The organism is Sphingomonas sp. H160509 (genome assembly GCF_024124765.2).
GTDB lineage: Bacteria > Pseudomonadota > Alphaproteobacteria > Sphingomonadales > Sphingomonadaceae > Sphingomonas.
The window spans coordinates 2,765,068-2,788,312 of sequence record NZ_JAMXSR020000002.1 but is presented as its reverse complement, the minus strand read 5'-3'; the positions used below and the strand labels follow the sequence as shown (position 1 = coordinate 2,788,312).

19 protein-coding genes and 6 pseudogenes are annotated in these 23,245 nt (G+C 66.3%); 6 read left to right on the top strand and 19 right to left on the bottom strand.

Going from position 1 to position 23,245, the window contains the following annotated elements:
- Positions 1–32: 32 nt before the first annotated feature.
- The 6 genes and pseudogenes from pal to NHF48_RS15440 form a co-directional block, all read right to left on the bottom strand.
- A complete protein-coding gene (gene pal, locus NHF48_RS15465) occupies positions 33–560 on the bottom strand; it encodes a peptidoglycan-associated lipoprotein Pal (protein ID WP_056487232.1) in 528 nt (175 codons plus the stop codon).
- Between the two features lie 52 nt (positions 561–612).
- Positions 613–1,984 (bottom strand): annotated as a pseudogene (gene tolB / locus NHF48_RS15460) (Tol-Pal system beta propeller repeat protein TolB).
- A gap of 44 nt (positions 1,985–2,028) precedes the next feature.
- Positions 2,029–3,084 (bottom strand): cell envelope biogenesis protein TolA, encoded by a 1,056-nt coding sequence (locus tag NHF48_RS15455; RefSeq protein WP_253071596.1) that lies wholly within the window; start codon positions 3,082–3,084, stop codon positions 2,029–2,031.
- A gap of 13 nt (positions 3,085–3,097) precedes the next feature.
- Entirely contained in the window at positions 3,098–3,535 is a 438-nt protein-coding gene (gene tolR, locus NHF48_RS15450; RefSeq protein ID WP_253071595.1) for a protein TolR, read from the bottom strand.
- A gap of 123 nt (positions 3,536–3,658) precedes the next feature.
- Positions 3,659–4,352, bottom strand: a pseudogene (tolQ, locus tag NHF48_RS15445) (protein TolQ).
- On the bottom strand, positions 4,349–4,807 hold the full coding sequence (locus tag NHF48_RS15440) for a YbgC/FadM family acyl-CoA thioesterase (protein ID WP_056487236.1): 459 nt from the start codon (positions 4,805–4,807) through the stop codon (positions 4,349–4,351). Before NHF48_RS15440 ends, tolQ begins: the two are co-directional and overlap by 4 nt.
- 117 nt (positions 4,808–4,924) lie before the next feature.
- Between NHF48_RS15440 and NHF48_RS15435 the strand changes: the two genes are divergently transcribed.
- Entirely contained in the window at positions 4,925–5,329 is a 405-nt protein-coding gene (locus NHF48_RS15435) for a VOC family protein (protein WP_253071594.1), read from the top strand.
- Positions 5,330–5,334: 5 nt separating this feature from the next.
- Here the strand turns inward: NHF48_RS15435 and NHF48_RS15430 are convergent, their stop codons facing one another.
- The 3 genes and pseudogenes from NHF48_RS15430 to NHF48_RS15420 all read right to left on the bottom strand — a co-directional run bounded on the left by NHF48_RS15430 (position 5,335) and on the right by NHF48_RS15420 (position 8,888).
- The gene (locus NHF48_RS15430) at positions 5,335–6,093 is read right to left on the bottom strand and encodes a hypothetical protein (protein ID WP_253071593.1); all 759 of its coding nucleotides are present in this window, start codon (positions 6,091–6,093) and stop codon (positions 5,335–5,337) included.
- Positions 6,094–6,558: 465 nt separating this feature from the next.
- The gene (locus tag NHF48_RS15425; protein WP_253071592.1) at positions 6,559–7,578 is read right to left on the bottom strand and encodes an NAD(P)H-dependent flavin oxidoreductase; all 1,020 of its coding nucleotides are present in this window, start codon (positions 7,576–7,578) and stop codon (positions 6,559–6,561) included.
- Positions 7,579–7,633: 55 nt separating this feature from the next.
- Positions 7,634–8,888: pseudogene (locus tag NHF48_RS15420) on the bottom strand (aspartate kinase).
- 52 nt (positions 8,889–8,940) lie between these two features.
- Here NHF48_RS15420 and ubiG point away from each other — a divergent pair.
- Together ubiG and NHF48_RS15410 are read left to right on the top strand one after the other, a co-directional pair.
- Positions 8,941–9,681 (top strand): bifunctional 2-polyprenyl-6-hydroxyphenol methylase/3-demethylubiquinol 3-O-methyltransferase UbiG, encoded by a 741-nt coding sequence (ubiG, locus tag NHF48_RS15415; protein ID WP_253071591.1) that lies wholly within the window; start codon positions 8,941–8,943, stop codon positions 9,679–9,681.
- Positions 9,682–9,886: 205 nt separating this feature from the next.
- Positions 9,887–10,957, top strand: coding sequence for an ArnT family glycosyltransferase (locus NHF48_RS15410; RefSeq protein ID WP_253071590.1), 1,071 nt, complete (start codon positions 9,887–9,889; stop codon positions 10,955–10,957).
- Between the two features lie 20 nt (positions 10,958–10,977).
- On the opposite strand, the gene NHF48_RS15405 is transcribed toward NHF48_RS15410, so the two are convergent.
- From NHF48_RS15405 to NHF48_RS15390, 4 genes and pseudogenes are all read right to left on the bottom strand, one after another.
- A complete protein-coding gene (locus NHF48_RS15405; RefSeq protein ID WP_253071589.1) occupies positions 10,978–11,235 on the bottom strand; it encodes a hypothetical protein in 258 nt (85 codons plus the stop codon).
- A 34-nt stretch (positions 11,236–11,269) separates the two neighbouring features.
- Positions 11,270–12,455 (bottom strand): annotated as a pseudogene (locus NHF48_RS15400) (glycosyltransferase).
- A gap of 10 nt (positions 12,456–12,465) precedes the next feature.
- Positions 12,466–12,981, bottom strand: a complete 516-nt coding sequence (locus NHF48_RS15395) for a DUF2141 domain-containing protein (RefSeq protein ID WP_253071588.1) — start codon at positions 12,979–12,981, stop codon at positions 12,466–12,468.
- Positions 12,978–13,910 (bottom strand): hypothetical protein, encoded by a 933-nt coding sequence (locus NHF48_RS15390; protein ID WP_253071587.1) that lies wholly within the window; start codon positions 13,908–13,910, stop codon positions 12,978–12,980. The genes NHF48_RS15395 and NHF48_RS15390 overlap by 4 nt, the downstream gene beginning before the upstream one ends.
- Positions 13,911–14,083: 173 nt before the next feature.
- Here NHF48_RS15390 and NHF48_RS15385 point away from each other — a divergent pair, with 173 nt between their 5' ends.
- Entirely contained in the window at positions 14,084–15,148 is a 1,065-nt protein-coding gene (locus tag NHF48_RS15385) for a glycosyltransferase (RefSeq protein ID WP_253071586.1), read from the top strand.
- Positions 15,149–15,363: 215 nt separating this feature from the next.
- Here the strand turns inward: NHF48_RS15385 and NHF48_RS15380 are convergent, their stop codons facing one another.
- The 5 genes and pseudogenes from NHF48_RS15380 to pyrE form a co-directional block, all read right to left on the bottom strand.
- On the bottom strand, positions 15,364–16,443 hold the full coding sequence (locus NHF48_RS15380) for an AI-2E family transporter (protein ID WP_253071585.1): 1,080 nt from the start codon (positions 16,441–16,443) through the stop codon (positions 15,364–15,366).
- Between the two features lies 1 nt (position 16,444).
- Positions 16,445–17,347 (bottom strand): signal peptidase I, encoded by a 903-nt coding sequence (gene lepB / locus NHF48_RS15375; protein ID WP_253072452.1) that lies wholly within the window; start codon positions 17,345–17,347, stop codon positions 16,445–16,447.
- Positions 17,348–17,435: 88 nt separating this feature from the next.
- Positions 17,436–17,870: a holo-ACP synthase gene (gene acpS, locus NHF48_RS15370; protein ID WP_056066237.1), complete on the bottom strand. Its 435-nt coding sequence runs from the start codon at positions 17,868–17,870 to the stop codon at positions 17,436–17,438.
- A gap of 177 nt (positions 17,871–18,047) precedes the next feature.
- Positions 18,048–18,777: pseudogene (locus tag NHF48_RS15365) on the bottom strand (pyridoxine 5'-phosphate synthase).
- Positions 18,774–19,359: pseudogene (gene pyrE, locus NHF48_RS15360) on the bottom strand (orotate phosphoribosyltransferase). Before pyrE ends, NHF48_RS15365 begins: the two co-directional pseudogenes overlap by 4 nt.
- A gap of 336 nt (positions 19,360–19,695) precedes the next feature.
- Between pyrE and coxB the strand changes: the two are divergent.
- Positions 19,696–20,850, top strand: coding sequence for a cytochrome c oxidase subunit II (coxB, locus tag NHF48_RS15355; RefSeq protein WP_253071584.1), 1,155 nt, complete (start codon positions 19,696–19,698; stop codon positions 20,848–20,850).
- A 1-nt stretch (position 20,851) separates the two neighbouring features.
- A complete protein-coding gene (gene ctaD, locus NHF48_RS15350; RefSeq protein ID WP_253071583.1) occupies positions 20,852–22,513 on the top strand; it encodes a cytochrome c oxidase subunit I in 1,662 nt (553 codons plus the stop codon).
- A 149-nt stretch (positions 22,514–22,662) separates the two neighbouring features.
- Here ctaD and NHF48_RS15345 read toward each other — a convergent pair whose 3' ends face one another.
- Complete coding sequence (locus tag NHF48_RS15345) at positions 22,663–23,136, bottom strand: hypothetical protein (RefSeq protein ID WP_253071582.1); 474 nt, start codon at positions 23,134–23,136, stop codon at positions 22,663–22,665.
- Between the last annotated feature and the right edge of the window lie 109 nt (positions 23,137–23,245).

Genomic DNA, 23,245 nt, shown 5'->3' with positions numbered 1-23,245 from the left:
CCCGGGAGGGGAGAGGGACCGCCGCGATAAAGCTAGTTCAGCACCACCGTGACCGCACGGCGGTTCGCAGCCCAGCTCTGATCGTCCGAACCCATCGCCACCGGCCGCTCCTTGCCATAGCTGATCGTCGTCATCCGCGACGACGACACGCCCTTGGCCGCCAGATAGTTCTTGGTCGCGTTCGCACGCCGATCGCCCAGCGCGAGGTTGTACTCACGCGTGCCACGCTCGTCGGCATGGCCTTCGATCGTGATGCGCTGGTTCGGGAACTTGGCCAGCCACTGCGCCTGGCTATCTAGGATCGCGCGCGCGGTCGGATCGATGTCGTACATGTCGAGCCCGAAGTTCACCGTGTTCGAGCTGACCGAGCGCTGGAAGTCGGCATCCGACCCCGGCACGATCGCCCCGCCGACATTGCCGTTGTTCATCCCCGCATTGGGATCGACCGCAGCATTGTTGTCGACCGGTGCGGGCGGCAGCACCTCGGGACGCTTCTTCGCACAGCCGGCGACGGCGATCAGCGCGGTACACGCAAGCAAGATGTTGGAAAGCTTCGACATAGATAGTCTCCCGTAGAAAATCACGTTTCCCCGTTATGCCCCCATAGCAGGTTCAGGGCCGCAAGGGGCCCCATGCCGGATCCGAGCCGTCGAGCGGCGTCGGGATTTTCCGCTCGTTCACTCCGGTCAAGTCGACCGACCAGAGGTCCGCCTTGCCGCCGCTGCCGCGTCCCGAGCGATAGAAGTTGATCACGCGACCGTTCGGCGACCAGCTCGGCCCCTCGTCCTGCCAGTCGTTGGTCAGCAATTTCTCGCCGCCGCCGCTCGGGCTCATGATGCCGATGCGGAAGCCGCCGCCGAGCTTGGTGAACGCGATCAGGTCGCCGCGCGGGCTCCACACCGGCGTCGCATAGCGCCCGCCGCCAAAGCTGATCCGCTGCTGGTTCGAGCCGTCCGCGTTCATCACGTAGATCTGCTGCCCGCCCGAGCGATCGCTCTCGAACACGATCTTCGAGCCGTCCGGCGAGTAACTGCCGCCGGTATCGATCCCGGGAGAGTTGGTCAGCCGCTGCGGCGTGCCGCCCTGCGACGACACACGGTACACGTCGGTGTTGCCGCCCTGCGCCATCGAGAACAGGATGTTGCGACCGTCCGGCGAGAAGCGCGGCGCAAACGTCAGGTTCGCGTTCGCTACGACCAGCCGCTGCTTGCCCGAGCCGATGTCGTAGACGTAGATCGCCGGGCGATTGTTGAGATAGCTCATATAGACGATCGACTGCTGGTTCGGCGCGAACCGCGGCGTCAGCACGATCGACTGGCCGTTGGTCAGGAAGCGGTGATTGGCGCCGTCCTGATCCATGATCGCTAACCGCTTGATCCGGCGTCCCTTGGGGCCGGTCTCGGACACATAGACGACGCGGCTGTCGAAATACGCGCCCTCGCCGGTCAGGCGGGTGTAGACCATGTCGGCGCATTTATGCCCTGCGCGACGCCAGTCCGACGGCGGCACGACGAACCCGGTGCGGGTCAGCTCGGCCTTGGACGACACGTCGTAGAGGTAGCAGCCGACCGTCAGGTTGCCGTCGCCGTTGGCGCGAATGAAGCCCTGAACCAGCGCCTGCGCGCCGGTGCTGCCCCAGTAATCGAACCCGGGTGCTGTGACTTCGGGGAAGGTGATCGGGCGGAGCTGACCGGGGGATAGCGGCGTGAACAGGCCCGAGTTGCGCAGGTCATTAGTGACGATGTCGGCGAGCTGGCGGCCGAGCACGTCGGTCGAGCCTGCTGGGGGTGGAGACGACCGCGGACGTCGGCATGACGGGAATCGCGATCGGCATCGGCGCGGAGATACCGCCGGTGACGTCGACCACGAGTCCGCCGGACTGATCACCAGCCGCTGCCTGCGCGGCCGGATCGGCGGGAGCCTGTTGCGGTGCGGGCGCGGGCGCATCCTGCGCGATGGCCGTCCCGCTGAACGCGAACGCCATCACAGCAGCGGACGAGAAAATCGATCGAGTCATAACGGACATCCTCAGCCGGGAAGTTTGTAGCGCAGGCTGAAATTGCTCCAGCCGTTCTGCACGTCATACAGGTCGTCGGGCAAACCGCGTAGCGGCGAACATCCGACGAAGGTCGCGATCGCCAGATCGTCGACGCGGTCGACATATCGCCGGTTGTCGTCGTCGACCCCGGCATGACCACTGATCGTCGGCCGCGACTTGAGCGTCCCGTCGCGGTTTAGCTTCAGGTTGATCGTCACGCGGATCCGCTCCGCACCGGGCCCCGGCGTGACCTGGCGGTTCGCGCAGGGCTGCACCTGCCGCAGGATCGCCGAGCCGATGTTCGCCGCCGCCTGTGCGCCGAGCTTGGCGGCCTTGGGCGCTTCCGACTTGCTCGGCGACGGATCGGCCGACAGACCTTGCAGGAAATTGTCGCCGAGCCGCGAACCGCGCGGCCGCGACGCTTTCGCCTCGGCGGTCGAGCCGCTGCCCTTGGTCGAGGACGGTTTCGCAGGCTTGGCCGACGACGCGGAGGACGTCTTGCCCGACGTGGACGAGGTCTTGGCCGGCGCGGCGCTAGGTTTGGCCGCAGCCTTGGTCGGTGCGGCCTTCGCCGGCGCGGCCTTGGCGGGTGGCGCCTTCTCGGCCTTGGGCTGTGGCTTCACGACGGGCTTCGGGACCGGCGCGGGCTTTGCGACGGGTTTCGGCGGCGCGGGCTTGGGTTTGGGCTGAGGCTTCGGCTCGGGTGCCGGTTGCGGTTTGGGCGCAGGTTTCGGTGGGGCGGGCTTGGGCTGCGACGCAGGCGGCACGGGATCGGGCTGCGGCTCGGGCTCGGCTTCTTCCGGAGCAGGCGGCGCGGCATCCTCGGGTGCACCTTCGTCCGGCGCGACCGATTCGGCCGGCGTCTCCACCGATTGCGGCGCGGTCGCTTCCAGCGCGACGTCGGGCACGAGGCTGACGTCGATCGGCTGCTGCTCGATCTTCTTGGGCAATTCGGGCGCACCGAGAAAGCCGAGCGACAGCGCGCCGAACAGCAGGACGTGCCCGACGACCGCGACGCCTAAGCCGATCTTCTCCGAACGGTCCATCAGCCGAGCGCCATCAGTTCTGATTACCCTCGATGGTCACGAGCGCGACGCGGTTCAGTCCGGCGCGGTTGAGTTCGCCCATTACGCGCATCACCCGGCCATAATCGAGCTTGCGGTCCGCGCGGAGCAGCACCTGCGGTTCGTCGCCGACCGCACGGCTGGCGGCGATCGCGGCCAACCGTACCGGCAGCGCATCGTCGGTCACCTGATCCTTGTCGATGAACAGCGCGCCGGTGCCGTCCATCGAGATCTCGACGGGCTTCTGCTCCTGGTCGAGCGCTTTCGCACGCGCGTCGGGCAGGTTCACCGGCACGCCCGCAGTCATCAGCGGCGCGGTCACCATGAAGATGATCAGCAGCACCAGCATCACGTCGACCAGCGGCGTGACGTTGATATCCGCCATCGGCGCGCGACGGCCGCGGCCACGAGAAGAAGGAAGGTTCATCGCCATGCTACTCCCCTCCCGCTCGCGGGAGGGGTCGGGGGAGGGCAGAGCCGCGAATACCGTCTGAGGAAGAGATAGAAGCCCCTCCCCTGACCCCTCCCGCAAGCGGAAGGGGAATGAGCAGGGCACTCATCGCGAGCCGTCCAATTGGCGCGACAACGTCGTGTGGAAGCCGTCGGCGAAGCGGTTGAGGCTCGCTTCGATCCGGTTGATGCCGTGCGAGAAGCGGTTGTACGCGATCACCGCGGGGATCGCGGCAAACAGGCCGATCGCGGTTGCGAAAAGGGCCTCCGCGATCCCTGGCGCCACCACCGCCAGCGACGTGTTCTGCGCCGCCGCGATGCTGGTGAAGCTCCGCATGATCCCCCCACACCGTACCGAACAACCCGACGAACGGCGCCACCGAGCCGACCGTTGCCAGCACGTTCAGCCGATCCGACAGCTTGTCGATCTCGCCCGCGACCGCGGCACCCATCGTCGTCGCCAGCCGCTCGCGCGTGCCGCTCTTGTCGATAGTGCCGCCCGCGGTCGAGCGCCGCCACTCGGTAACCCCGGCGGCGAACACGCGCGCCGACGGCAGGTCGTTCTCGCCCTCCGCCTTGTAGAAGATGTCGATATCTTCGGCCTTCCAGAAATCGCGCTCGAACCGGGTCATGCCCTTGCGCGTCTTGCCGATCCGCCGCCAGAACGCGACGATCAGCGCCCAGGTCCAGATGCTGGCGAGCAACAGCCCGATCATCACACCCTTCACCACCCAGTCGGCCTGGAGGAACAAGTGGATCGGCGACAGCGTCGCGCTATCCATAGTCAACACCGGATTCATGCTTCCCCCTGCCAGACAAGGCGTTCGTAGATATCGATCCAAGCGCGCGGCTGGCGGCGTGGGCGGCCATTGGGGGCGACCAATGCCGCCACCACGTCCGCCTCGGCCAAGACAAGCCCGTCGCGCATGACCCTTTGATGAATGGTGACCCCGGCCGAGCGGACACGGCGTATCCGAGAGACGACCAGCAAGGCGTCGTCGAGCTTCGCCGGCGCGGCATAGCGTATGGCGACGCTGGCGATCGCGTAGGAGCCCTCGCCCGCCTCGAACGTCGCGCGCTGGTCGATCCCGCCGACCCGCAGCATGTCGGATCGCGCGCGCTCCATGTAGCGCAGGTAATTGGCGTGATAGACCGCACCCGACAGATCGGTGTCCTCGAAATAGACGCGCACCGGAAACCGGTGCTCGCGCCCTTCGAAGCGGCCTTCCGCCGGACGATCTGAAACCTCAGCCATTCCGGCGGCTGTTAACCCAGTCTTTGCAGGTAAGCCAAGCTTTGCCTTCACCATGTCGGCACTGGTCGGGGGCGGGCGAGCGGCGTACGCTGGCAGGGTTCAACGCAGGAGACTCGCATGGCCGATCGTCCCACCAGCGGAATCACACCGTTCCTCGTCATCCGCGATCAGCGAGGACGCGAGGCGCTCGCGTTCTACGAGGCTGCGTTTGCCGCAACCCTCGTCGAGACGAACTTCGCGGACGACGGCGTCCGGCTGATGCAGGCGAGCCTGCGAATCAACGACGGCTGGCTGATGCTGTCCGACGAGTTTCCCGAATGGCGTGGTCATGCCGAACCCGAACCCGCCGGCATAACCCTGCATCTCAGGGTCGACGACACCGACGCCTGGGTAGATCGTGCGGTGACGGCGGGAGCGATCGTGACGATGCCCGTCGCGGACCAGTTCTGGGGCGATCGCTATGGCCAGATACCCGATCCGTTCGGCCATAGCTGGTCGGTCGGATCGCCCATCAAGGCCTGATCAGCCTACTGAAAAACGCTGGGATCCAGCTTCAGGCGCGGCTGAGCGGGCGGAACCGGCTGCGAGATCGGCTGGAGCCGCGCCTGCGTGACCGTCTGCACAGGCATGTTCGACGCATATTGGCGCGAGACCATCAGCTGCGGCTGGACCGGACGCACGGTGCGACCGCGCCACACGTCGACCGCACGGTAGAAATCGGTGAACGGCCGCTCGAGCACGGGGAGATTCTGTGCAGCGAAAGCAGGCAATGCCTCGGCCGTCAGCCCGGCGCTCTGCGCGAGAACCGTCTGCGCCGCGGCGCAGAAGTCATCGCGTGCGGGCGATTGCGAGAAGAAGTTGTACAGCCGCGTCATCGAATCGTCGTAGCGATCCTGCCAGTCGCCGCCGCCCGACTTGTATTCGCTGGCATAGGTCGCCTCGGCCTTGGCGAGCACCGGCTTCTGCGCCGACAGCAGTGCGTTGTAGCCCGCGACGATCACGACTTCCTGCGGTCCGCGACACGCCAGCGCGGCGACGTTGAGCGCGGCGCGGAGATGCCAGACCTTGGCGGACGTCGTCAGGTTGCGATTCGGTGTCGGGTAGGTGCCGTCGGCCAGCGCGACCGGGATGACGATCGTGGGCGACGCGCCCTTCGGCATCACGGGCACAGGCACCGGCACCATGATGACGGGCGGCGCGACGGCAGCCACGGTTCGCGGCTTCTGTGCGCAACCGGCCAGCAGGCCCAGCGCGGTAACGGACAGCAAAGCAAACCGACGACTCATCGCAACCACCTCATGACGTCCCCCGACGGGACACTCTATGCATGGGTTAGGTTAACGAGACGTAAGCCGTACGCGCTTTGCGGCGAGTGGAGAGGGGACGGGGTTGGGGGTTGGGGTTGGGGTTGGGGTTGGGGTTGGGGTTGGGCGGTGTGCGGCGTTATGCTCACCCCCCACTCCACCACCCCGGCGGAGGCCGGTGCCCAATTGGAAAGGTCGCAGTAACGGGGCGCAGCGTGAATCAGTAACGCGCCCCAATTGGGCCCCGGCCTTCGCCGGGGTGGTGGTGAATGCAAACCGACGGATTCACCAGAAAACGGCCGCCCTCTCGATCCTCCACCGCAAGGGGGAGGTGGCGCCGCAGACGACGGAGGGGGGAGGACACGGAACGGACGTCGGCGCTAACCGCCCCCTCCGTCAGGCAAGTGCCTGCCACCTCCCCCTGGCGGGGGAGGATCGAGAGGTGCCTTAAACCGCGCGCGCTTCCAGTGCCGCCGCCGCCTGCGCCATCAGCCCGCCGATGATGTCCGCGACCGGTTCCTCGCGCTTGACCATGCCGACCGATTGGCCCGCCATCACCGAGCCATGCTCGACATCGCCGTCGATCACCGCACGGCGCAACGCACCCGCCCAGTAATGTTCGATCTGCAGCTGCGCCTCGGCCATCTCGACGACGCCACCATCGAGATGACCGGCAACCTCACGCTGCTTCGCCGTGAACAACTCGCTCGACGCGTTCTTCAGCGCGCGGACCGGGATCACCGGAAGCCGCGCATCGATCTGCACGCTGGCGATCGCGTCGCGCGCCGACGCCCGGATGAAGGCCTTCTTGAAATTAGCGTGCGCGATCGATTCGGTCGCGCACACGAACAGCGTGCCGAGCTGGACGCCCGCCGCGCCCATGTCGAGATACCCCGCGATCGCCTCGCCGCGACCGATCCCGCCCGCGACGAACACGGGCACCTGCTCCGCGATCTCGGGCAGCATCTCCTGCGCGAGCACGCTGGTCGAGACCGGGCCGATATGGCCACCGGCCTCCATCCCCTCGATCACCAGCGCATCGACGCCACTGCGGATCAGCTTCTTCGCGAGCGCCAGCGCCGGCGAGAACGCGATCAGCTTGGCGCCGGTTTCCTTGATCGCCTCGATGCTGCCCTTGGGCGGCAGGCCACCCGCGAGCACGACGTGGCCGACATTATGCTTCGCGCAGACCGCGATCAGCTCGAACAGGTCGGGGTGCATCGTAATGAGGTTCACGCCGAACGGCTTGTCGGTCATCGCCTTGGTCGCGGCGATCTCGGTATCGAGCAGCGCGGGGGTCATCGCACCGCACGCGATCACGCCGAACCCGCCCGCGTTCGAGATCGCCGAGACGAGGTGCCGCTCGCTCACCCAGGACATCGCGCCGCCGAGAATAGCGACCTCCGACCCGAGGAACGCGGCGCCGCGCGCCATCCGGCGTTGCAGCCGCTCAGTACCGATCGTCATGCATCCATCCCCATCGTCCCAGCGCCTGCCGGGATCATGTCGTTATGTATCAAGCTCAAGCCGCATCCTCGGCATCGAGGCCATACGCCGTGTGCAGAACACGCACCGCCAGCTCGGTATAATCCTCTTCGATCAGCACGCTGACCTTGATCTCCGAGGTCGCGATCGCCTGGATGTTGATGCCGCGTTCGCCGAGCGTCGTGAACATCGTCGAGGCGACGCCCGCATGGCTGCGCATCCCGACGCCAACGACGGACACCTTGGCGACGCGCGTGTCGTGGACGACCGTCGCATAGCCGATCGCGTCCTTCGCCTTGTCGAGCACGTCGAGCGAGCGCGCCAGATCGGCCGACGGCACCGTGAAGGTCACGTCCGTGGAGCCGGTCGAATGCGCGACGTTCTGCACGATCATGTCGACGTTGATCCCCGCATTGGCGAGCGGCGCGAAGATCGCGGCGACCGAGCCGGGCCGATCGCTGACCTGCGTCAACGTGATCTTCGCCTCATTCTTGTCGTGCGCGATGCCGGTGATGAGCTGGCGTTCCATATCGTCGATTTCCTCTTCGCCCACGATCAACGTGCCGCGGTGACCATCATTCGTGTCGCCATCCTCGAACGAGGACAATACGCGCACACGCACATTCTCTTTCATCGCCAGGCCGACAGACCGCGTCTGCAACACCTTGGCACCGACGCTGGCGAGTTCCAGCATCTCTTCGTACGTGACCTTGCTCAGTTTCCGTGCGCGGGGCACGATCCTGGGGTCGGTCGTGTAGACGCCGTCGACGTCGGTATAGATGTCGCAGCGGTCGGCCTTCATCGCAGCTGCCATCGCCACCGCCGACGTATCCGGAGCCGCCGCGACCTAACGTCGTGACGCGCTGGCCGTCCGCGACGCCCTGGAAACCGGGGATCACGGCGACGACGCCGTCCGCGAGGCTCGCGTCGAGCGCGGCCGTGTCGATCTCGCCGATCCGTGCCGATCCATGCGCGTCCGAGGTGTTGATCGGCAACTGCCAGCCGAGCCACGACCGGGCCTTGCAGCCGGCCGCCTGCAAAGCGATCGCGAGCAGGCCGCTCGTGATCTGCTCGCCGGCCGAGACGACGACGTCGTATTCCTTCGCGTCGTACAGCGACGACGCCTCGCGGCAGAAGCCGACCAGTCGATCGGTCTCGCCCGCCATCGCGGAGACGACGACGGCAACCTGGTTGCCGGCGTCGACTTCGCGCTTCACGCGCGCGGCGACGTTGCGGATACGCTCGATCCCAGCCATCGACGTCCCGCCGAATTTCATCACGATACGGGCCATTGGCAGCGCAAATCCCTTTGGGTCGAAGCGGCGGCCCTGATAGGTAGCGCGCATGATACTGGCAAGCGACACCGTAACGAACGCAACAATCGATCCGCGCGAGGCCGCGCATTTCGGCACGATGGCGAAGGACTGGTGGGACCCGAAGGGCTCGTCGGCGCCACTTCACAAACTCAATCCGCCGCGGTTGCGCTATATCCGCGAGCAGGTGGATGCGCATTGGGGTGGCGATGGTTCGACCTTCACCCCGCTGGAGGGGAAGACCGCGCTCGACGTCGGCTGCGGCGCTGGGTTGCTGTGTGAGCCGTTAGCGCGGCTTGGTGGGGCGGTGACTGGGATCGACGCGGCGCCCGAGAACATCGCGGTGGCGGAGATCCATGCCGCGCAGAGCGGGCTTGAGATCGACTACCGCGCCGGGGGTGTTGAGGGGCTGGTCGGCCAGTTCGATCTCGTCACCAGTCTGGAAGTGATCGAGCATGTCAGCGATCCCGCCGGCTTTGTCCGCGGGTTGGCGCGGACGTTGGCGGACGGCGGGTTGCTGATCCTGTCGACGCCCAACCGCACGCCGTTGTCGCGGCTGGCGATGATTACCGTGGCGGAGGGTGCTGGGGTGATTCCCAAGGGGACGCACGACTGGAACAAGTTCCTCACGCCCGAGGAACTGACCGCGCTTCTGAAGGACGCGGGACTTCGGGTGGCGGACACGCGCGGGCTAAGCTTCTCGCCGTCCACGGGCTTCACGCTCAGCGATTCGACAAGCCTCGACTACTTCCTGACCGCTGTAAAAGCCTGACTCGTGCGCGCAGCTACACCATCCCGGCGAAGGCCGGGGCCCAATTGGGGAGGTGGGGGGTAACGGAGCGCCGTCTTCAACCATAACCGTCCCCCCAATTGGGCCCCGGCCTTCGCCGGGGTGGTGCAGAATAATGGGCGACAGTCTCAGCCAAAATTGTTCACCCGCGAAGGCGGGTGCCCAGACTGGGCACCCGCCTTCGCGGGTGAACATGCTTTTGGCGTTTGCGACGCTAGCGATCATCCTGACCACCCTCGCCCTCCTCCGCCCCGTCGACCACGACGAGAGCCAGTACGTTGCCGCCGCCCTCCTCACCGCGCACGGCCTCATCCCCTACCAAGACTTTGCCTACCTCCAGACCCCGCTCCAACCCTATCTCTTCGCCCCGATCGCTTTGATCGCAGGCGCCTGGACATGGCCAGCCCTCCGCATAACCAACGCCCTCCTCGGCACAGCCACGATCGCCGCAGTCCACCGCGCCGCCCGCATCGGCAGCGCCAGCACCCGCGCCGCTACCATAGCAACCGCCCTCTTCGCCACCTGCGACATCCTCCTTTTCAGCATCGGCACGGCGCGCAACGACGCGCTCCCCGCAGCCTGCCTCGCGCTGGCCCTCCCCGCCATCGTCAGGACCGCCCGCGACCAGGCAAGTCGCAACGATGCGATCCTGATCGGCATGTTGCTCGCCGCCGCCGCAAGCGCGAAAATCTCCTACGCGCTACCCGCGCTCACCTACGGCATCTGGACGCTGTTCCGCGCCGACCGTCGCCCGTGGTGGACGCTGCTCGGCGCGCTCCCGTTCATCGCGCTGACGACGGCGCTATTCCTCCAGGCCCCCGAGGGCTTCTTGTTCGGCGTGATCGGCTTCCCCGGCCAGGCGCCGACCGAATGGTATCAGTCCCGCCCGTGGAAGCTGTCGAACACCGCCAAGATCATCGACACGCTCAAGTTCCTCGCGCTCGGCCCTGCCCTGCTCGCGATCGTCGCCACCACCGGCAGGCGCCATCGCTGGCACCTGATCCTCGACCTTCTGATCGTCGCCGGCCTGATCGCCGCGCTCGCGCCGGTGCCGACATGGCGGCAATATCTGTTGCCAGTGCTCCCTGCACTGTTCGTGCGGCTGGCACTGGTCTGGCACGCGCACCCGCCGGGCAAGGCGATGCGGATCGCCGCAATCGTCTTCGCCTGCGCCGGACTTGCCCCCCACGATCGAGGCCGTCGCGAGCGGCCGCATCCCGATGCTCGACGCGATGCGCGACACGGCCGCGGTGCGTGAGACGCTAGCCCGCGAAAACGTTACCGGCCCGGTCGCGACGCTCTCCCCGCAATTCCTCCCCCGGCCGCGCGATCGACCCGCGCTTCGCTACCGGACCCTTCTATTTCCGCAGCACCGCACTGCTGAACTCCGGTCAGGAACGCCAACTCCGCCTCGTATCGCACGCGCGGATCGCCCTGCTCGGCCAACCGCCCGCGATCCTCACCGGCGGCGAAGGCGCGTGGAGCAGCGGCGACGACCGAATCGACGCAGCGCTCGCCACCTACGCGATCCGCCAAGGCTATCGGGCGGTTCCCGTCCCCGACACGCGCTTCACGCTGTACGTCGCACGCCATGCTTCGCGGCGACCAGCCCCGCATAATAATCCATAAGCTCCACGGCATGCTCGCGGTCGCTACGCACATGCCGCGCTGCCACCGCCGCCGCGCGCAGCAGCAACGCCGGATCACGCGCGAACAACCGCCCGATCGCCGCCGCCGCACTCTCCGCATCGCGCGCCGCGTAGAGTTCGCTGGCGTAAGGGTCGGCAACCTCCGCGCACCCACCCGTATCCGGCACGATCAGCGGCAGGCCCGACGCCATCGCCTCCGACGCGACCAGCCCGAACGGCTCCGCCTCCGATCCGTGGATCAGCGCATCGCAGCTCGCCATGATCCGCGCGAGCCGCTCGCGGTCATACACCGGCGCAAACATCCGGATATGCGGCGAACCACCGATCCGCCGCTGGATCGCCTTGGTCTGCGCACCCGCACCGATCAGGACCAGCCCGACCGGCAGGGTCGCCCCCCGCCCGCGCCACCGCATCGACCACCAGCGGCCAGCGCTTCTCGCCGTGATGCCGCCCCAGTCCGAGCAACAGCATGCCGTCTTCAGGCAACCCGCACTGCCGCAGCAATGCCGCGCGCAACCGCGTATCGCGCAGGTCGGGCGAGAAATGTCCGCGCTCGATTCCCAGCGGCATCGCCGCATCGATCCGCAGCCCGCGCGCGCGCAACCGCTTTTCCAAGGCCGGGCCGTTGGTGACGACGACATCGTATTTCTCGAGGAAACGCCGCATGTACCGGCTGTACCAGGCGAACCCGCGCTCGATCTGGTCATGGCTCGCGACGCCCGCGAACCAGCGCTGCGCATAGGCCGCGATATTGTCGTTGTGCATGAAGAACGCCTTCACCGCGCGCCCCTGCCAGTCGCCGACGAACCACGCCGGACGCCACGGCGAACAGCATTCGACCACATCGGGATCGAGATCGTCGAGCACGCGGTGGATCGCACCCTCGTCCCAGAACAACCCGTAGTTACGATCGAACGGCATCCCCGGCGACTTGAGGTAGATGATCCGCCCGCCGCCCGGCCGCTCCTCGACGCGGTCTTCCTTGCCCGGCGCGACGACGATGAGTTCATGACCCATGTCCGCCATGATCCCCATTTTCCGATCGACATAGGTGCGAACACCACCGCCGGTGGGCGAGTAGAACTCGTTGACGTCGACGATCCTCATGGGACGATTCTCATGGCGTGACTGGCCCGAACCCGCCGAGCCCGCGCAGATACTGTACGGTGATCCGCACCGTCGTCACGCCCGCGCCGACCTCGACCAGCGCCTGCTCGACCTTGGGCCGCGACCGCCCGAGCTTCACGTTGCTCGCGAACCCGGCACCATCGGTCCAGAAACTGAACTTGTTCTTGCCGTCGCGATTATGCGTCAGCAACAGCGCATAGCGGCCCGGCCGCGGCACCCGGATGCAGAGCATCGGCGCCCCGTTCGGCGGCGTCGGCACCACCACCCGCCGAAACGTCTTGCCCGCCGCGATCAGCACATGGTCGTCCTTGAGGAAGCCCGCTTCGTCATCAGGATAGAGTTCGAGCTTCAACTCGCCCGTACGATCCTTCAGCCCGGTGACCTCCACCGCGATCGCCGGCCCCTCACCCGGTCGACACGCCGCCGCATCGCTACCGAGCACCTGCGCGCCCGCCGGCCCTGCAAGCACAACGATCGGGGCCAGCGCCACGCAGGCGCGGATCATGCGCGCAACCGGGTGAGCCCGGCATGGATGCCGAACAGGATGATCAGCGCGACATGCACCAGCAGAGTCAGCGCGGCGGTAAACGCGATCAGCTCCGACAAGGCCTGGTCCTGCCCGATCAACAGGATCGCGGCGTTGGCGAATAGCAGGTCCTTGTTCGGCACCAGCGGCAGGCGCGACACCAGCAGGCGTCCGGCGGCAAGGAACAGCCACATCCCTACCGGCACGCCCGGCAGAGCGTAATGCCACGCGAACGCGATCAGCACCGATCCGCACAGCAACCGGATGCAGTGGATCCCGAACACCCACCAGAGTTTCGCACGCGGCAATGAGAACACGCGGCGCGAGAAGATCAGGAACGGCAGCGAGATTGCCAGCGTCACGCCCGCCGACGCCAGCACTGTGCGGAACTGGTCGTGCGTCAGCAGATGCCGGCCGAGCGGCAACGCGATCGCCACCAGCAGCAGCGTGACCGCATTGCCCGCGATCGCCGACAGGATCGACACGTCCTTCACCGCACCGAACGGCGACGCCACCATCCGCGCCTTGGCCCGCGCCCAGGCGTAGAAATATGCGTCGCCTGAGTATCCGAACACGACTTCGTTTGCGATCCGCTTCTTGATCAGGGCGACCAGGCCGCCGAGCGGGATACCCCAGAGCCGGCGGAAGATGACGTAATCTCCGGTCGGCGGCGACATGTAGAGCAGGCCGAAGCACAGATAGAAACGCGGGTCCTGCGGCACCGAACGCGACAGCCCGGCAAGGCCATGCCCGAGCAGTTCGCGCCCGAGGCCGACGATCATCGCCAGCGTCAGCACCGCACCAATGATCGCGGGCCAACGGCTACCGAGCGCCTTCAGCGGCTCGAGCCCGGCGCGCGCGATGTCCGCATAGCCGTCGCGATCGGCAGTTTTCGTACGGAAATTCACTCGCCGGTCCTCAAACCATTGTCCTCAAGCCGTTCCGCCGCCCGTTCCCTGCTACTTGGTGCCCGCCTCCGTCGCGCGGCCTGATAGCCACCCGCCGCCGTGCATGCACGCAAAGTCGGTTTCATTCGGTCGCGATCTCCGCTCTACCCATCGCGCAGTATGATGACCCCCATATGTCACTCGTGAGCAAGCCACCGATCGCCCGGCACATCCTGACCTATGCCGAGGATCTGCGCGGCGGCGGGGTCGAGCGCGCGCAACTGCGCCTCGCACGCGGCTGGCTGGCTGCGGGGCGTCGCGTGACGCTGGTGATCGAGGATATTGCCGGGCCGCTAGCGGCGGAACTGCCGGACGGGCTAGAGGTCGTCGCGCCCTCGCGGTTGCTCGCGCTCCCCAATGTCGTGCGACGTCTAGCGCCGGACATCATATTCTGCCCCGGCAACTTCTACACCGGGATCGCGGCATGGACCCGGCTGCGACTCGGCAAGACGTGCCCGCCGATCGTCGCCAAGATGTCCAACGCCCCTGCGCGCGCCGATCACGGCCGCCTGATGCACGCCGCGCACCAGGTCTGGCTCGCGCGGCACGGCAGCTTCCTCGATCACCTCGTCGCGATGACCCCGGCGACCGCGGACGAGGCGGCGTTGGCGACCCGGATGATCGGGCGAACGAGCGTGATCCCGAACCCGCCAGCGGTGCCCGTCACCGGCACGTTGCCCGATCTCCCGGTGCGCTTCATTCTCGGCGTCGGCCGGCTCGAACCGCAGAAGCGCTGGGACCGCCTGATCGCCGCACTCCCGCTGCTCGCAGACCAGACGATACCGCTCGTCATCCTCGGCGAGGGGAGCGAGCGGGGGGCGATCGAAGCGCAAATCCACGCGCTCAGCTTGGGGAAGCGCGTTTTCCTGCTTGGCCACAGCAGCGATCCGTTGCCGGTCATGACCCGCGCGGCGGTGGTCGTGCTGACCTCGGACTATGAAGGTGTGCCCGGCGTGTTGCGCGAGGCGCTGTCGGTTGGGACGCCAGTGATCTCGACCGACTCGAGCGCGGCGGTGGCGGAGATTATTGATCGGCCGGAGCTTGGGACAGTGATCGCGAGGGACGACGCTGCTGCAGTGGTGGGAGCGCTGGATGCGTGGCTAGAGCCAACTCGGCAGCGACCCGAACCAGTACCGCAACCCGGTGCAGACTCAGCGGAGCGCTACCTCGCGCTCTTCGACCGATTGGTAAGGCGATAACTTCCTATCGATTACCCGCCCCATTGACGTCCCCGGCTCTCACCCCCGTCATCCCCGCGGACGCGGGGACCCATACTGGCAAACCTCGGAAGATATGGGTCCCCGCGTCCGCGGGGATGACGGATAGTGAGCTTTATCCCACCACCATTGTAGAACGAGAGTGCTTATCCACCGGAGGTCGGTACGGTTGCGCGTGCCGACCGCACGGGCACCCCTCACGCAGTAGCAGCCACTCCCTCGCCAGCCTCGGCCTTCTCCTCTTCCCGCTCAGACCGCCGCTCCAGCGCAGTCTTCAACATCGCAGTCATCGGATCGGCCAGCGCCAGCCCCAGAATCCCGAACAGCGCGCTCGCCAAAATCTGTGCGCCCAATGTCAACGCCGGCGGCAAATCCACAGTCCGCTTGGCCACCATCGGCACGATCACATACCCGTCGATCGTCTGCACCACGAGGTACGTGCCGATCGCCCAATACCCCGTATCGACGCCCGCGCTGAACCCGACCGCGACCATCAGCACGCCCGTCACGATCGCGCCGACGTTCGGAATGAACGCCAAAATCCCCGCGATGATACCCAGCAGCATCGCCATCGGCACGCCGCCGATCGCCAGCGCGATGCCGCTCGCGACACCCTCGACCGCCATCCCAAGCAGGCGCCCGGCCAATAGCCGCCGCAACGTCGCGCCCATCTTGACCAAAGTCCTGGCGAACTCGGGGCGAAGATCACTCGGCACCATCCACTGCATCCCGCGCGAATAGGTGCTCGGGTCCATCGCGATGAACAGTCCAAGAATTAGGATCATGAACATGCTGGTGATCGCGCCGATCGCGCTGCCCACCCACGACGTCACGCGCCCGACCGAGCCGAGCGCCTGCTTGACGATCCCGTTGACGTCCGACGCACCCGGCATCAGCCCCTGCGACGTCAGATAGCCCGTGAAGCGATTGGCCTGCGATTCCAGCGTCGAGCGCAGCTGCGTCACCTGTTCGGTGACCTGCACGCCAGTGAGAATGAACGTCCCGACGAGGAACGCGAACGTCAGCAGCACGACGATCAGCAACCGCCACCCACGCCCGATCGGCAGCACCCGCCCGAGCAGCCGCACGCCTCCATCGAGCAGTGCCGCGAACACGACGCCGGCAAAGATGATCAGCAACGGCTGGACCAGCACGATCAGCAGCGCGATCACGCAGGCGAGCCCGAGCCAGATCGCCGCGCGCTTCAGTTCCTTGCGCAGGAACGGATCGCGCATCTCGACCGGGCTCAGTTCGTCGACGGTCTTCGTCTCGGCCATCTTAGCTGACCTTCGCGGGATGCAAGGAGGTGCCGGCCCGGTCCGGGCGCAGCGAACCCCACCAGCTCAGCGGGTTGAATGTCGCATCGCCGTCGAGGCTGAAGGTGATGAACTCCGCACGACCGCCGAGATTCTCGTACGGCACCGGTCCGCCGAGACCGAGCTGGCTCAGCGCGAACCGGCTGTCGGCCGAGCGATCGCGGTTGTCGCCCATCAGGAAGACGTGGTTCGCAGGGATCGTGATCTCCGAGAAATTATCGCCCTGGCTGTCCGATTCCAGATCGATCGTCTCGTAGCGGCGACCGTTCGGCAGCGTCTCGGTATAGGTCGGCAGGCGGCACATCGCGCGCCCGTCGGGCAGCGTCTCGCGCGCGCCGGGATAGTCGATCTCGCTGCACGGGCTGTTGGTGTCGACCGGGATCAGCGTGTCGTGGAGCGGGCCGCGCTTCACCGCGACGCCGTTGAGGAACACGATCCCGCCGCGCACGGCGAGCTTATCGCCCGGCAGCCCGATCACACGCTTGATATAGTCGTTGTGCGTGCCTGGCGGCGTCACGATCACCACGTCGCCGCGCGTCGGCAGCGAGCCGAACAGGCGGCCGTGGATGAACGGCAGCGACACGCTCCAGCTGTCCTCCTGCTGGCGCAGCACCACGCCCTTGAAGATCGCGACCGGGTTCGGGATCGTCGGCGACACGAACGACCAGCCATAAGCGAACTTGGTCACCACCAGCCGATCGCCGATGCGGAGCCCAGGCAGCATCGATTCGCTGGGGATATAGAAGGGCTTGGCGATGAAGCTGTGGAAGCCGAGCACGACCAGGATCAGCCAGAATATGCCCTTCACCTCGCCCCACCAGTCGGTGCCGCGGCCGCGTGTCGTTTCCGGTGTGGTGCCGGCCAGTGGCGCGGTATCGGCCGCGCCGGTCTGCGCAAGGGGGTCTGCGCGAGGGGCTTTTCGGGGAACTCGTTGCCGTCCAACGCCGCGTCCTTCATCGGTTCGTATCCTGGCGCATGTCCGGGGATATCAGAGGTATGGCTTCGATGATCACGAAGGCCTGCGCCCACGGATGATCATCGGTCATTGTCAAATGCACGCGCGCGGCGTGGCCTTCGGGGGTCAACGCGTCAAGCCTCGCTTTGGCGCCCCCGGTCAACGCCAGCGTCGGCGCGCCGCTGGGGGCGTTGACCACGCCGATATCGCGCATGAACACGCCTGCCCGAAACCCGGTCCCGACCGCCTTCGAAAACGCCTCCTTGGCCGCGAACCGCTTCGCCAGCGTGCCGGCCTTGGTAAACGGCCGCCGCGCCGCTTTCGCCCGCTCGACATCGGTAAACACCCGCTGCTCGAACCGCTCGCCGAACCGCTCGACCGACGCCGCGATCCGCTCGATATTACACAGGTCGGACCCGAGCCCGATGATCATGATACGGCCTGGAGTCGGAAGACAAAATTAGATTTGCGCGCAGAGGCGCAGAGTCGCGGAGAGTATGAAGGCCACAAGAGCGGCAAGATCGAGTTAGCAAGCGAGAGAATCCAGCCACGGGCTAGCCCCCTCTTCTGCTCCGCGCCTCTGCGCCTCTGCGCGAACAGAACTGCCTTACTACCGCGCCGCATCCATAGCCTCACGCATCAGCCGAACCGCCTCGCCAAGCCCGACGAACAGCGCCTCACCGACGAGGAAATGCCCGATGTTCAGCTCCCGAACCTGCCGGATAGCCGCGATCGGTGCGACGTTGTCGTAGGTCAGCCCGTGTCCCGCATGCACCTCGATGCCGTTCTTCGCCGCCAGCGCCGCCGCATCCGTCAGCCGCCGCAGTTCCACCGTCCGCGCCTCGCCCGACAGTTCCGCGTACAACCCGGTGTGCAGCTCGACCACCGGAACCTTGAGCCGCACCGCCGCCTCGATCTGGCGCGCGTCCGGCTCGATGAACAGTGAAACGCGGATACCCGCGCCCGCGAGTGCGTCGACCAGCCGCGCCATCCGGTCGTAATGCCCGGCGACGTCGAGCCCACCCTCGGTGGTCAGTTCCTCGCGCTTTTCCGGCACGATGCACGCGGCGTGCGGCTTGTGACGCAGCGCGATGCCGAGCATCTCGTCGGTCGCCGCCATCTCCAGGTTGAGCGGGATCGTCAGTTCGGCCGACAGACGCGCGATGTCGTCATCCGTAATGTGCCGGCGATCCTCCCGCAGATGCGCGGTGATCCCGTCCGCCCCCCGCCGCCGCCGCGACCAGAGCCGCACGCACCGGATCGGGATACCCCGCCCCCCGCGCATTCCGCACCGTCGCGACGTGATCGATGTTGACGCCTAAACGCAGGTCCCGGCTCATGCTGCCGCCCTGCTGCCGGGCTTGATCGCCGGGATCGCCGCCAGTTCGCGCGGCAACGCATCCGCCGGATAGGTCGGCACGTCGAGCCGGATCAGCGGGAAGAACGGCACGCCCAAGTCCGCCGTCCCGTTCGAGCGATCGACCAAAGGCCGCCGCCGCCACGGTCACGCCGCCCGCGCGCCCGATCGCCGCGATCGCCTCGCGCGACGACAGCCCGGTGGTGACGACGTCCTCCATCATCAGCACGCGCTGGCCGGGTGCGAGCCGGAACCCGCGGCGCAATTCGAACACGCCGTCGGGGCGTTCGAGGAATACCGCCTCCACACCCAGCGCGCGGCCCATTTCGTGACCCGCGATCACGCCGCCCATCGCCGGCGAGACGACGATATCGATCTGCGCCCGCAACTCCGACGGGATCGACGCGACGAGCGCTTTCGACAGCCGAGCGCCGCGCGCGGGGTCCATCAACACCCGCGCGCATTGCAGGTAGCGCGAACTGCGCAGGCCGGAGGACAGGATGAAATGCCCTTCGAGCAACGCTTCGGCAGCGCGGAATTCGGCGAGCACGTCGTCTTCGGTCATCGCGGGTCATCGCTCCAAATGGTCTGCCCGCGCTGATACGAGCGCACGAAACCACGTGCAACGAGAACCGGCGGCCCACCGTCATCCTGACGAAAGTCAGGACCCATAACCGCAGGGGACGGCGTTCGTGATCCTGGATCCTGACTTTCGTCAGGATGACGGGGGGTTAGTGCGGGCGCCTGAAGGGCTCATGCCAGACAAGGCTTGAGGCGAGCCCCCCGCTGGGTATAGCTCTTCCCAAATCATAAGCAGACATCCGCGCGTCCGTGATATCGGGTTCGCTATAAACCGGGGTCAAGAATAACGATGCGCAAGATGGGGATGAGAGGATTTGCGATGGCAGCGGGGCTCGCACTGGCGAGTCTCGGTGGAGTCGCCGGGCATGCGGCCCAGCCTGCGAGCACGACGCCAGCAGCCACGTCCACACCGCAGGCTGCCGCGGCACCGGGAGGCGTGTCGAACACCGCACCTACCACCGCCGCTGCGACCTCGACCGCCAACCCGTCCAGCCCCGAGCTCGCGATGGACGGTGCGCCCGCGATGACGGTCAAGCCGATGATCGGCCAGCCCACGGATGGCCTGTTCGGGCTCCAGCCTCAGGTGACCAAGAACGGCCAGTTCGCGCACTGGATGCACAATTCGATCCTGGTGCCGACGATCACGATCATCTCGCTATTCGTCCTCGCGCTCCTGTTCTGGGTGTCGTTCCGCTACCGCAAGGCGCGCAACCCGGTCGCGTCGAAGACCAGCCACAACACCGCGATCGAGATCCTCTGGACGCTAGCACCGGTCGTGATCCTCGTGCTGATCGCAGTCCCCTCGATCGGCCTGCTGCAAGCCCAGTTCAAGCCGGCCCCGTCGGGCGCCGTCACGCTTAAGGCGATCGGCAACCAATGGTATTGGACCTACCAGTATCCGGACAATGGCGGCTTCGAGATCACCGCCAACATGCTGAAGGAAAAGGCTGACGTCGCCGCCGGCGAGCGTCCGCGCACCGATGCCGACGGCCCCAAGCTGCTCGCCACCGACAACCGCATCGTCCTCCCGGTCGGCGTGCCGATCCGCCTGATCACGACGTCGAACGACGTGATCCACAGTTGGGCTGTCCCAGCGTTCTGGATCAAGCTCGACGCGATCCCAGGTCGCCTGAACGAGACCAGCTTCACGATCGAAAAGCCCGGCCTGTATTTCGGCCAGTGCTCGGAGCTCTGCGGCGCGCGCCACGGCTATATGCCCATCGCGGTCGAGGCGGTTCCGCCCGCCGAATACGCAGCGTGGGTTAAGGCCAAGGGCGGCACGATGCCGACTCCCGGCAAGGCGTCCGACAAGGTCATCCCGCAGCCCGGCGCCGATGGCTCCGCGGCGAAGGTCGAGGAGGCCGCGGAAACCGCCAACGCCACCGGCCCGGTCGAGAACGTGACAACTACAGCCCCCGCGACGACGCAGGGCGCGACCTCAAATCCGGCCGGCGCCGGCAACGCGGGACAGTAAGATGACCGACACCGCTCTCACCCCGTCGGCCTTCGTGTCCCACGAAGCGCACGACCATCATGATACCGATCACAAGCCGGGTTTCTTTGCGCGTTGGTTCATGTCGACCAACCACAAGGACATCGGCACGCTGTACCTGATCTTCGCGATCGTCGCGGGGATCATCGGCGGCTCGGTCTCGGGCCTCATGCGCGCCGAACTCGCGCATCCCGGGATCCAGTACCTGCAGGGCTGGGCGAGCATGCTCCACGGCGGTCCCGCCAGCCTCGACGAATCGCTCCATCTCTGGAACGTGCTGATCACCGCGCACGGCCTGATCATGGTGTTCTTCATGGTCATGCCGGCGATGGTCGGTGGCTTCGGCAACTGGTTCGTGCCGATCATGATCGGCGCGCCGGACATGGCGTTCCCGCGCATGAACAACGTGTCGTTCTGGCTACTGATCCCCGCCTTCACGCTGCTGCTGGCGTCGCCGTTCTTCGGTGGCGCGGGTAACGGCTGGACGCTCTACGCCCCGCTCTCGACCTATGGCGAGCCCGGGCCGTCGACCGACATGGCGATCCTCGCGCTCCATCTGGCCGGTGCGTCGTCGATCCTCGGCGCGATCAACTTCATCACGACGATCTTCAACATGCGTGCGCCGGGCATGACGCTGCACAAGATGCCGCTGTTCGTGTGGTCGATGCTCGTCACCGCGTTCCTGCTGCTGCTGGCGTTGCCGGTTCTCGCAGCCGCAATCACGATGCTGCTGACCGATCGCAACTTCGGCACGACCTTCTTCGATCCGGCCGGCGGCGGCGATCCCGTCCTGTACCAGCATCTGTTCTGGTTCTTCGGCCATCCCGAAGTCTACATCATGATCCTGCCGGGCTTCGGCATCGTCAGCCAGATCATCTCGACGTTCAGCCGCAAGCCGGTCTTCGGTTACCTCGGCATGGCGTACGCGATGGTCGCGATCGGCGTGGTCGGGTTCGTCGTGTGGGCGCACCACATGTTCACCACCGGCCTCAGCGTGAACACCAAGATGTACTTCACCGCGGCGACGATGGTCATCGCGGTGCCGACCGGCATCAAGATCTTCTCGTGGATCGCGACGATGTGGGGTGGTTCGCTGACCTTCAAGACGCCGATGGTGTGGTCGATCGGCTTCATCTTTATGTTCACTGTCGGCGGTGTGACGGGCGTCGTGCTCGCCAACGGCGGCATCGACGATTATATGCAGGACACCTACTACGTGGTGGCGCATTTCCACTACGTGCTGTCGCTGGGTGCGGTCTTCTCGCTGTTCGCCGGGTTCTACTACTGGTTCCCGAAGATGACCGGCAAGATGTACAACGAGTTCCTCGGCCAGTTGCACTTCTGGGTGTTCTTCGTCGGCGTGAACGTGATGTTCTTCCCGATGCATTTCCTGGGTCTCCAGGGCATGCCGCGCCGCATCCCGGACTACACGCCGCAGTACGAGCATTGGAACACGGTCGCCTCGGTCGGCTACATGATCATGGCCGCGGGCATGGTGGTGTTCTTCGTCAACCTGATCTGGTCGCTGCTCGCGGGCAAGCCGGCGGGCGACAACCCCTGGGGCGACGGCGCGACGACGCTGGAGTGGACGATCTCCTCGCCACCGCCGTACCACCAGTTCGAGACGTTGCCGCGGATCGATTAAGGCGGATCAGGGCCCTCAGGCCCCGCCAGGCCGGCGCGGCAATGCCGCGTCCGACGACATGAGACTTGCTCCCGTTTCAGGGCCAGCCAAGAACGAAAGACGCCTCGGGGAAACCCGGGGCGTTTTGTTTCCGAATCCGGTCAGTTCGATCACCTTCCCGCAGGCTTGAAATCACCACGCCCTTCCCGACCCCCGCGAAACGCGCGTAAAGCAGCCCACAATACGGCAAGCGCCGCCACGAGCCCGCTCAACGCCTTTAGCCAGTTCGCCCCATCGGCAAACCACATCAGCGAATCGTCCATCAGGTCGTGCACCCATTCGGGAAACCAGCGTATCGGCACGTCTACGGCGATGGCCGGGTGATGAATGGGCCGTGCCCGCACCAGTTTGCCCTCGGTATTCTTGCGCAGCACCCAACCCTGAATCCGCAGTATATGACGCGTCGCGCGTACCGGAACGATCGTCCACTGCCACAAGGCTTCTCCGGTTTCCTCGGCATCGATCCTCACAGCGCCGGCTGGCGTGATCTTGAATCCCTCCCCATAGAGCTGCGCTTCCATGATCGTTCCGAATCTGACGTTCTTGACGACCACGGTGTTCGCATCAGTCGCTTCGACGAGCACGCTCGCGTCGTTACTCCCTCCAGCGACATCGGCCACGACAGCAAAGCGGACAGTCCCGGCTTGCCCACGATACAGGGACGATGGAGCGGACAGACTGCCCTTGCCGGGT